At 49.7% G+C, this 8,278-nt stretch carries 8 protein-coding genes; 6 read left to right on the top strand and 2 right to left on the bottom strand.

Annotation, left to right across the window (positions count from 1 at the left end; genetic code table 11):
• On the top strand, positions 1 to 804 hold an 804-nt coding region (locus IQ260_RS23180), incomplete at its 5' end, for an FAD-binding oxidoreductase (RefSeq protein ID WP_228016369.1).
• Between the two features lie 60 nt (positions 805 to 864).
• Positions 865 to 1,599, top strand: a complete 735-nt coding sequence (locus tag IQ260_RS23175; RefSeq protein WP_193995453.1) for a 2-phosphosulfolactate phosphatase family protein — start codon at positions 865 to 867, stop codon at positions 1,597 to 1,599.
• Here the strand turns inward: IQ260_RS23175 and IQ260_RS23170 are convergent.
• Positions 1,589 to 2,560 (bottom strand): Gfo/Idh/MocA family protein, encoded by a 972-nt coding sequence (locus IQ260_RS23170; protein ID WP_193995452.1) that lies wholly within the window; start codon positions 2,558 to 2,560, stop codon positions 1,589 to 1,591. The two genes, IQ260_RS23175 and IQ260_RS23170, sit on opposite strands and share 11 nt — an antisense overlap.
• Positions 2,561 to 3,080: 520 nt before the next feature.
• On the opposite strand from IQ260_RS23170, the gene IQ260_RS23165 reads away from it, so the two are divergent.
• Complete coding sequence (locus IQ260_RS23165) at positions 3,081 to 3,380, top strand: 2Fe-2S iron-sulfur cluster-binding protein (RefSeq protein ID WP_193995451.1); 300 nt, start codon at positions 3,081 to 3,083, stop codon at positions 3,378 to 3,380.
• Between the two features lie 649 nt (positions 3,381 to 4,029).
• Positions 4,030 to 4,329, top strand: a complete 300-nt coding sequence (locus IQ260_RS23160; protein ID WP_193995450.1) for a ferredoxin — start codon at positions 4,030 to 4,032, stop codon at positions 4,327 to 4,329.
• 75 nt (positions 4,330 to 4,404) lie between these two features.
• On the opposite strand, the gene IQ260_RS23155 is transcribed toward IQ260_RS23160, so the two are convergent.
• Positions 4,405 to 6,102, bottom strand: a complete 1,698-nt coding sequence (locus IQ260_RS23155; protein WP_193995449.1) for a SpoIID/LytB domain-containing protein — start codon at positions 6,100 to 6,102, stop codon at positions 4,405 to 4,407.
• 302 nt (positions 6,103 to 6,404) lie between these two features.
• Between IQ260_RS23155 and IQ260_RS23150 the strand changes: the two genes are divergently transcribed.
• Together IQ260_RS23150 and IQ260_RS23145 are read left to right on the top strand one after the other, a co-directional pair.
• On the top strand, positions 6,405 to 6,881 hold the full coding sequence (locus IQ260_RS23150) for a Dps family protein (RefSeq protein WP_228016368.1): 477 nt from the start codon (positions 6,405 to 6,407) through the stop codon (positions 6,879 to 6,881).
• A gap of 365 nt (positions 6,882 to 7,246) precedes the next feature.
• The gene (locus IQ260_RS23145; RefSeq protein WP_193995448.1) at positions 7,247 to 8,041 is read left to right on the top strand and encodes a hypothetical protein; all 795 of its coding nucleotides are present in this window, start codon (positions 7,247 to 7,249) and stop codon (positions 8,039 to 8,041) included.
• Positions 8,042 to 8,278 lie beyond the last annotated feature (237 nt).

Raw genomic sequence — 8,278 nt, 5'->3', positions numbered from 1 at the left:
CGCTATGGCAGCGTCCGCGACACAGTCATCGGTATCCAGTTTGTGCGCTACGACGGTGAGGTGGTCAAGGCCGGTGGTCGCGTGGTCAAAAATGTGGCCGGTTACGACCTGATGAAACTAATGACCGGGGCCTATGGCACCCTGGGGATTTTGAGTCAGCTCACCCTGCGGCTATATCCGCTGGCGGCACAATCGCAAACCATGGTGCTGTCTGGTACAGCCGAGGCCGTTGCCTCTGCGGCCTTACAGATTCGCCTCCAGGGGATTACCCCCGTGGCGATGGATGTGATTGGTGCCAGTAACGGGGTGCGTTTGGTCGGTCGCTTTCAAGGGATTGCTGCCGGAGTGCAGGAACAGGTGGAGCGGTTTCAGGCGATTGCGACGGATGCAGGACTGACCAGTAAAACCGTGGACGATAGTTCATTTTGGTCATCTCTGGCGCTACAGCTGGCCAGTTCGACAACGGTGTTATGCAAAGTTGGGCTGCTGCCCACCCAGGTGGTACCGCTGCTACAGCTCCTAGAAAAACTACCCTCGGGCTGGCTGGGGCGACTGCACAATGCTAGCGGCCTAGGACTGATTGCCCTGGCAGGGCAGGAACCAGAGATGGTAGATACGTTAGAAAAATTGCGATCGCACTGCACTGCCCACAGCGGCTATTTGACCATTCTCCAGGCCCCAGCTGGGCTAGGCCTAGAACCTTGGGGGTATACCGGCAATGCCCTGGGGATGATGCAAGCAATCAAGCGACAGTTTGATCCTGAGGGGCTTTTAAATCCCCAATGGTTTGTGGGGGAAATTTGAAATATTGTTTTGAGTACATTCCCGCATAGAATAGTCTGGTCTGTCTGCACATAAATTTTTGTGAAATTATTTGTTTATCACACGCCTGAAGAAACGCCAGCTGATGCTTTGCCCGACTGTGCGATCGCAATCGATGTCCTCCGGGCAACCACCACCATGGCAGCGGCGTTTGCAGCAGGCGCTGAGGCCATAGAGGTCTTTAGCGACCTAGATAAACTCGTCCAAGCCGCTCAGCAATGGCCCTCTGAAAAATGCATTTTGGCCGGAGAGCGCGGCGGACAGCGGGTAGACGGATTTGACCTGGGCAATTCCCCCCGCGACCATTCTCCTGAACGCACCGCCGGTCGCCGATTATTTATGAGCACCACCAACGGCACCCGCTGTCTCCAGCGGATTCAAGCAGCGCCGTCGGTCATGACCGCAGCTCTCACCACTCGTCAGGCCGTTGTCGATAAACTCTTAGCCAAACAACCCGAGACAGTCTGGCTAGTGGGATCCGGCTGGGAAGGCACCTACTCCCTAGAAGACACCGTCTGTGCCGGAGCCATTATCCATAGCCTGATGGCCAAAAACAATCAAAGCTTTGTGGACTGTACAGGCAATGACTCTGCGGTGGCTGCGGTGGCCCTATATGAACAGTGGCAGCACCGGATGGCGGAGCTAATGCGCGTCGCCACCCACGGTCAGCGTCTGCTGGGCCTTAAGAACACAGCCGATTTAGACTACTGCGCTCAGATGGATGTGATGGATATCGTACCGGAGCAAGAACGGCCAGGGGTTTTGGTCAATCGTTAGATACTGCCACTCGCTGACCCGTCTGTACAGCTTGCTGCAGCGCCGCTGCCACTTGCAGAGCATACAAGCTCTCCTCTGGCTGCCCATACAGCGGCGTCCCCTCCAGAAGATGATCTAACACCCATTGGGTATCTTTTTTGAATAAACCCTGGCGGGGAGCAGCGGCAATTTCCTGCTCACCCGCTGCTGTAATTAAACGCCCTTGGTTACCATCAAAGCTCAGGTATCCCTGATCTCCCCTAATTTCCATATAGCGATGGCGCTGCCATAGACCTTCCCCCTTGCCATAGGTCAGCTCGGCCAAGGTACCACTACAAAATCTAAGCTGAGCGCTGTAGAGACAGCTGTGAAAATAGTCCGAGCTGGGCGGCTGCAGTCCACCTTGGCAGGTGACATAGCCCACAGGACCCAGCAGATCGGTTAACCGCCGAATCCGAGACAGGGCTGCCATCAGCGGAAACCCCACTAGGTTTGGGCAGTAGCTCCATTTTTTAGGAGCGGACTGCTGAGGTACCAGGGTTCGATAATTAACGTAGTGGGGCTTACCAATAGCGCTCAAATGCTGCTTCATGGCCAGGTGCAGCCCACCAATCAGTTCAATATGCTCAATATGTAACAGCCGCTGACGCGCCCGCGCTAAACCCACCAGCTGAGTCGCCTGGGCTACATCTAACGCCAGCGGATATTCCACAACGACATGCTTGTGGTGCTCTAGAGCCTGCTGTACCAAGTCTGCGTGGGCCGCATTCACCGTACAGATAAAGACCAGGTCTAACTGTGGCTGACTCCACAGCATCTCGATAGGGCTAAATGCGATTTGATGCTGCTCCCCAAAGTGTCGTGCCCGCTCTGGGTTCCGACTAGCAACAGCAACCACATGAGCCCGAGAACTTGCCTGCAGCGCCTCAACGCGTTTGCGAGCCGCAAAACCGGTGCCAATCACCCCTGCATAGATCGTCATTGCTTGCGACGTACTGGGACACAGTGCCTCTCTCAAGGAGAATGCACAACTTTGAACATTTCTACTACTACTAAGGGAATATAAATTAGACCGCAAAACAAGCTGACTTATCGTTCCTTAGTAGTAGTAGAAAACCAGACTAAATTGATATTTACTATCAGTAATCTATCTGCAGGATAACACATAAGTATTTCTGATAAAAAGATTAATTAATCATAACTTGAACGAGGTTCCCCAAAGCTTCTACCCAGATGGTAAACCGTCAAACCCTCTGTCTACAATGAATTTCAAAGATAGTTGCCAATACAATAACGGTCAGTTCCATAAGTAAAATCGTGTGAGCAGCGTTAGTTTGATTACGAAAACCATTCAGCCACTGCTCAGAAAAGTAGCGAAGCATAATGATTTTCTCGTAGTATCAGAAATGAAGTTGCCCTAGGGAATTCCCCATTAACAACCTTTATAGGAACTATTGGGGATTAACAGGGTTACAATCACTGCAATAGTAGAGGATATTGGCATGGCAACCTTTAAGGTTACTTTAGTAACTGATGGAAACAGCACTACGATCGACGTTGCTGACGACGAAACAATTCTGGATGCTGCTAACGACAGTGATGCAGTAGACGATCTTCCTTATTCCTGCAGTGCAGGTGCTTGCTCCACATGTGCTGGTAAAATCACTGCCGGTACTGTTGACCAGGGCGACCAGTCCTTCTTGGATGATGACCAGATTGAAGCAGGTTACGTATTGACCTGTGTGGCTTACCCTACTTCCGACTGCACTATCGAGACGAACCAGGAAGAAGCACTTTACTAAGCTTTCCGTTTTCTGTATCGCTTTAGCCGTTCAGTGTTAAGCCTTGGCGGCTAAATCAAAGCAAGAGTGACTTATTAAGATGGGTCACTCTTGTTTTTTATAAACAGTATGAAATTAGCTATTGGTAAGCAATAAACGTTTCTCTATGATGAGTAATTACTGGTTGAATTAGCATTAAATTTGGGATGACAAGTATTTAATATTCAAAACCCAAAGTTGGGTATTTCGTCTAACCTACTGAGCAGATTTTATTAATAATAAAAGTCTTAAAAAAAGCCTGAGTTTCTATCAATCAATTGCTGAATAAAGATACATAAAATTTTCTAATCAAAATAGTAATTAGCAATAAATTAATTTGAGTATCGTAGGCTACTTGTCTGCAAGCTTAGCTCTTCAACCCTCCTGCTGAAGAGGATTCTATCGCTGACACAAGGGTGACTATTTATTCATCTATAAGTAAAACCTTAGAAAAGGTCTTACTTCAATTACGAATACCATTCAGCCGACCTGGGTAAAAGTAGCGCAGACCGATAATTTTCCCGTAGTATCAGAAACGATGTTGATTCAGATAGATTCCTTACTGAGTATTTGATAGGAACTGTTGAGAGTTAACAAAGCTATAATTACAGCAATTGCAGAGGATACTAGCATGGCAACTTTTAAGGTTACTTTGATCAATGAAGGTGAAGGCCTAAACACCACTATTGAGGTACCTGATGACGAGTACATTCTCGATGCTGCTGAAGAGCAAGGCATTGATCTTCCCTACTCCTGTCGTGCAGGTGCTTGCTCCACTTGTGCTGGCAAAATTACGTCTGGTACCGTCGATCAGTCCGACCAGTCTTTCTTGGATGATGATCAGATCGAAGCTGGTTACGTGCTAACTTGCGTGGCCTATCCTACGTCTGACTGCACTGTTATGACTCACCAGGAAGAAGAGCTTTACTAGACTTTTTCCTGTGGCCTATGGTTAACTAGGCCTTGGCCAAAACACAGCCCCCCATGATATGGGGGGCTGTGTTTTTTATTGAGATGTCTCCTCTGAGGATGTTTCAGGATCCTGCCAAAAAACGATTTCGTTGCTGATGGGTAACAGCTGGGTATTGGGATAGTAAAACTGCAGGATCCGCTGATAGGGCCAGCCGTTTTCTCCTAAGCGGTAGGAGCCGGTTTGGCTCATGCCCACACCGTGGCCAAAACCACCACCAACAAAGGTATAGCCCTTGAGTACGGGCGGGCTTTGTTTAGAGGCGGAGTCTGCACTAGGCGTTGGATTTGCTGCTGCTGTTTTTGATTCGTCCTTGTCAGCTGCTTTAGTTTCATACATCGGCTCTAGATAAAAGAGCTGGCTGCGAGGAGGGATCAGGGCGCTGACAACTTCGTTTTTGTGGAGTTCAAAGTCACCGACGTCGGTGTTGACCAAGAGGGTTTGTACCCGCCCTGTCAGGGAGCGTTCGGTGACGGTGAGCGCCGTGACGGTGGTGAGATTGGCCAAGGGGTTTTTGCGGTTAGTCAAGTATTCCTTAACCCCTGTGGTAATTTCAGCCAGGGTGCCAGAGCGTTGCCAACGGAAAGTGGGCCAGTCGTCTTCGTTAAAGCGATTTTTGAGGTTAATAAAGGCGCGGAAGTTATTTTCGTCGGATAGGGGGCGGGCGGCTAAGTCCCAGTTAAAGGCGATGGAATCAATCACGGGCTGCAAATAGGGACGGTCAGCGCCATTCCAGACATCGCTAAAGCGAGCCGTGATCCCCCCTGTGGTGGAGGAGTAAAGGGCGTCGATCAGCTCGCCATTGTAGGTGAGTACCTGGCCTTGGGTGGCTGCGATCGCACGATCCGCCCGCTGAACCACACCGCTTAGCCCCCGATAAACCTGGCATTGGGTATCGGCACACAGCTCATAGTTATCAATGGCAAACCGCCGCAGATTGCGGAGGGCGTAGGTTCTTGCCAAAACAGCCTGGGCCTCAACCGCAGTCTGGGGCGCACCGGGACCAATCTCATGGGGCACCACCCCACGCAAATAAAGCTCAATCGGCACCTGGTTGACCAGGGTATAGGTGCCATAGGCATTGGGCTGGAGCTTAAAATCACCACCAAACAGCTGTTTGGACCCACCATTCTCAGCAATCTGCACCCGACGGTTCGCACTGGTGATCCGAAACTGGTGACGATTGTAGCGATAGCCATTGGCGATAAACGCAGATCGGGGCGCTTCTGTCAGCACCTGACTATCGATAAAAGTATTGGTGTGGCCAGCTTTGTGCAAACTTTCCAACAGCAACCGTCGCAGCAGCGGCGTATTGTAATCCTCCCGTTTGGCCCATACTTGCCAGCTATTGGGCTGCGCCACTTCCGTGGCAATCCCTTGTTGACTCCACCGGTTGGCACTTTCCTCAGCACTTTCAAAACTGCGGTGGCTGCTCAGCACCACCCACTCCTGCAGCACCGGCTGGGGTAACGGCTGTGCCCCCACCTCTAACGTCAGCTGCTGGGTCGTAAGGGTCTCGGGCTGGCCATTGGTCTCAAAGGACACGGTCAGGGTATCGCCCGTTAACGGCGTTAAAACCAGTTTGTCCGCGTCCTCATCGCCAAATCGCTGCACCAACCCAATCTGAATTTCTGGGTTTAGCGGCGTCTGGGCCAGAGCGCGGCTGGAAAACACAGCCAGCAGCCCCAACGCAATTAATCCGGCTCGTTTACCCAAGGAATGACTTACTACCATTCATCCATCAGCCACAGCTGCCCGTTCACACTAACTTTCAAACCATAGCCCAAACCCCGATCACCTGGGTTGATAATTTGTAAGAGTTTTGCAACTGTTCCCTAACGTTGCTCCTGTCGGCACTGGTCATAAAATCATTGCAAGTCGAAGTCGTTATGAGTATGATTAAGAGGATTGCAAAATACAGCCAAAGCAGGACATCGATATCTATACTTGCTGAGCTGCACTCAGCACTATAGTGTTTAGCTGTTTGGCCGACCGTCTGGTCACCGACTCATCCCCTTACGATTAGGAAACTAGCTATGTCCACACCCCCCATCAATATTGGTATCAGTGAAGAACAGCGGCGTGCGATCGCAGATGGCCTAGCTCGCACCCTGGCCGATACCTATACCCTCTATCTCAAGACCCACAACTTCCACTGGAATGTGACAGGTCCCATGTTTCAGACATTGCATCTCATGTTTGAAGGCCAGTACAACGAATTAGCCCTAGCGGTAGACGCCATTGCCGAGCGGATTCGGGCACTCGGGTTCCCCGCCCCAGGCACCTACAGCGAGTACGCCAAACTCAGCTCCATCAGCGAGACCGAAGGCGTACCCACAGCAGACGAGATGATTGCGCTGCTAGTAGAAGGCCAAGAAGCCGTGGCCCGCACCGCCCGCACCGTTTTTGCCGTAGCCGACGAAGCCAACGACGAACCCACGGCTGATTTGTTGACCCAGCGGTTACAAATCCATGAGAAAAACGCTTGGATGCTACGCAGTTTACTGCAGTAGGAGAGAAGAATCTCTTAGGGAGATTATCAACTAGCCTGATGTATTGCCAGCCTCTGGTCTATCTAGCTGCAGTCTTTGAAATCTGTTCCTCTTTTTGTCCCTCTTGGTTATAGCTTCCTTAGAGAAGCTTAGCTAAGAGGGATTTGGCGATTGTATGAAACAGTGATTGATGAAAAATCAGACCAAACCTGGGGGAATACGGTAAGTCCCCTAGAGAAAAAATAAACGAACTCCCTTTATACCAAGGGTTTTGGAAGATAAATATTAAATTAGCTTCGGTGCTGATCCCTCACCTACTTTGTGATTGTCGAGTGAAAGACAGACTGTCTGCACTCACCAAAACCACTTAGAAAAAGGAATGGATTATGTCACTGAAGAGTTTTTATAACCTATGTCAGCGTACGGCTGTAATTGGATTTACAGGTCTGAGCATGCTCACGGCGATGGAAGGGATTGTAAGTCGTAGCGTAGCAGCACAATTAGCAGTAGCAGAGCCTGTTATCCCTGAATATCTACAGCTAAGCATTTTGGAAGAAGGCAACCTTACGGTAAACCCAGATATTAACAAAGATGAAACCACGTTAGAGCAGTTTTTGATTCACTTTAACGATGCCTATCTAGTTTACGAGCCAGATCAGCCAGGACTACAAATTGCAGCACAACAGAACGTGCTGTCCTATGGCCTCGATTGGGAAATTGTGCAGCTAAAGCCCTATCTCTATGCCTTTCGTCAGCGAAATTGGCAAAACTTTTACTGGAAAGTAAACACCTCCCGCCAGGAAGTTTATCGTGTGACCAATGGTACTTTTGGTGAGCTTGGTGGTGATGAAGAGCTGATGGAAATGTCCGTTGACAATGTGGGTAGCCCTGAATCACCAGATCGATTCTTTCTACGCTTCCAGGATGCTTACCTGGTAAAAGCGCAAGATGGCGTACTGCAAATTGCGACCGAGCAAAATGTGTTGTCCTATGGTGGCGATTGGCAGGTAGTTGAATTAAAGCCTTATCTATTTCAGCTTAAGCAGGATGTATGGCAAGGATTCCACTGGCAGGTAAATACATCTCGTCAAATTGCCGAACGTATTAACGGTGAAACGTTTGGCCAGCTGGGGGGTGATTCGCGGGAGTCTCTAGCTGTGGAGATTGAAGCAGTTTATTAACTGAGATCTTGCACCATTTTCAGTAAGGGTTGCGTAGAGAGCGAAAATCTGAAAAAAAGGGCGTAAGTAAACGTCGAAGACGGCCATCAAAACCATGCTTCAACACGCCCAAAGGCTAGTGTATAGCCTAATTTCTATCATGCCTAGTGTCTATCAAAAAAAAAAAAGCTAGTCTGAAGGCCGTTCTCGGTCTATTCTTAGACACCCAAGGCCATGCGCTATCCGAGCATACGCAAT

Source organism: Leptolyngbya cf. ectocarpi LEGE 11479 (genome assembly GCF_015207065.1).
Classification (GTDB): Bacteria; Cyanobacteriota; Cyanobacteriia; order Phormidesmidales; family Phormidesmidaceae; genus Leptothoe; species Leptothoe ectocarpi.
Note: the sequence above shows the minus strand (reverse complement) of the source record. Positions and strands in the feature narration are given on the sequence as shown.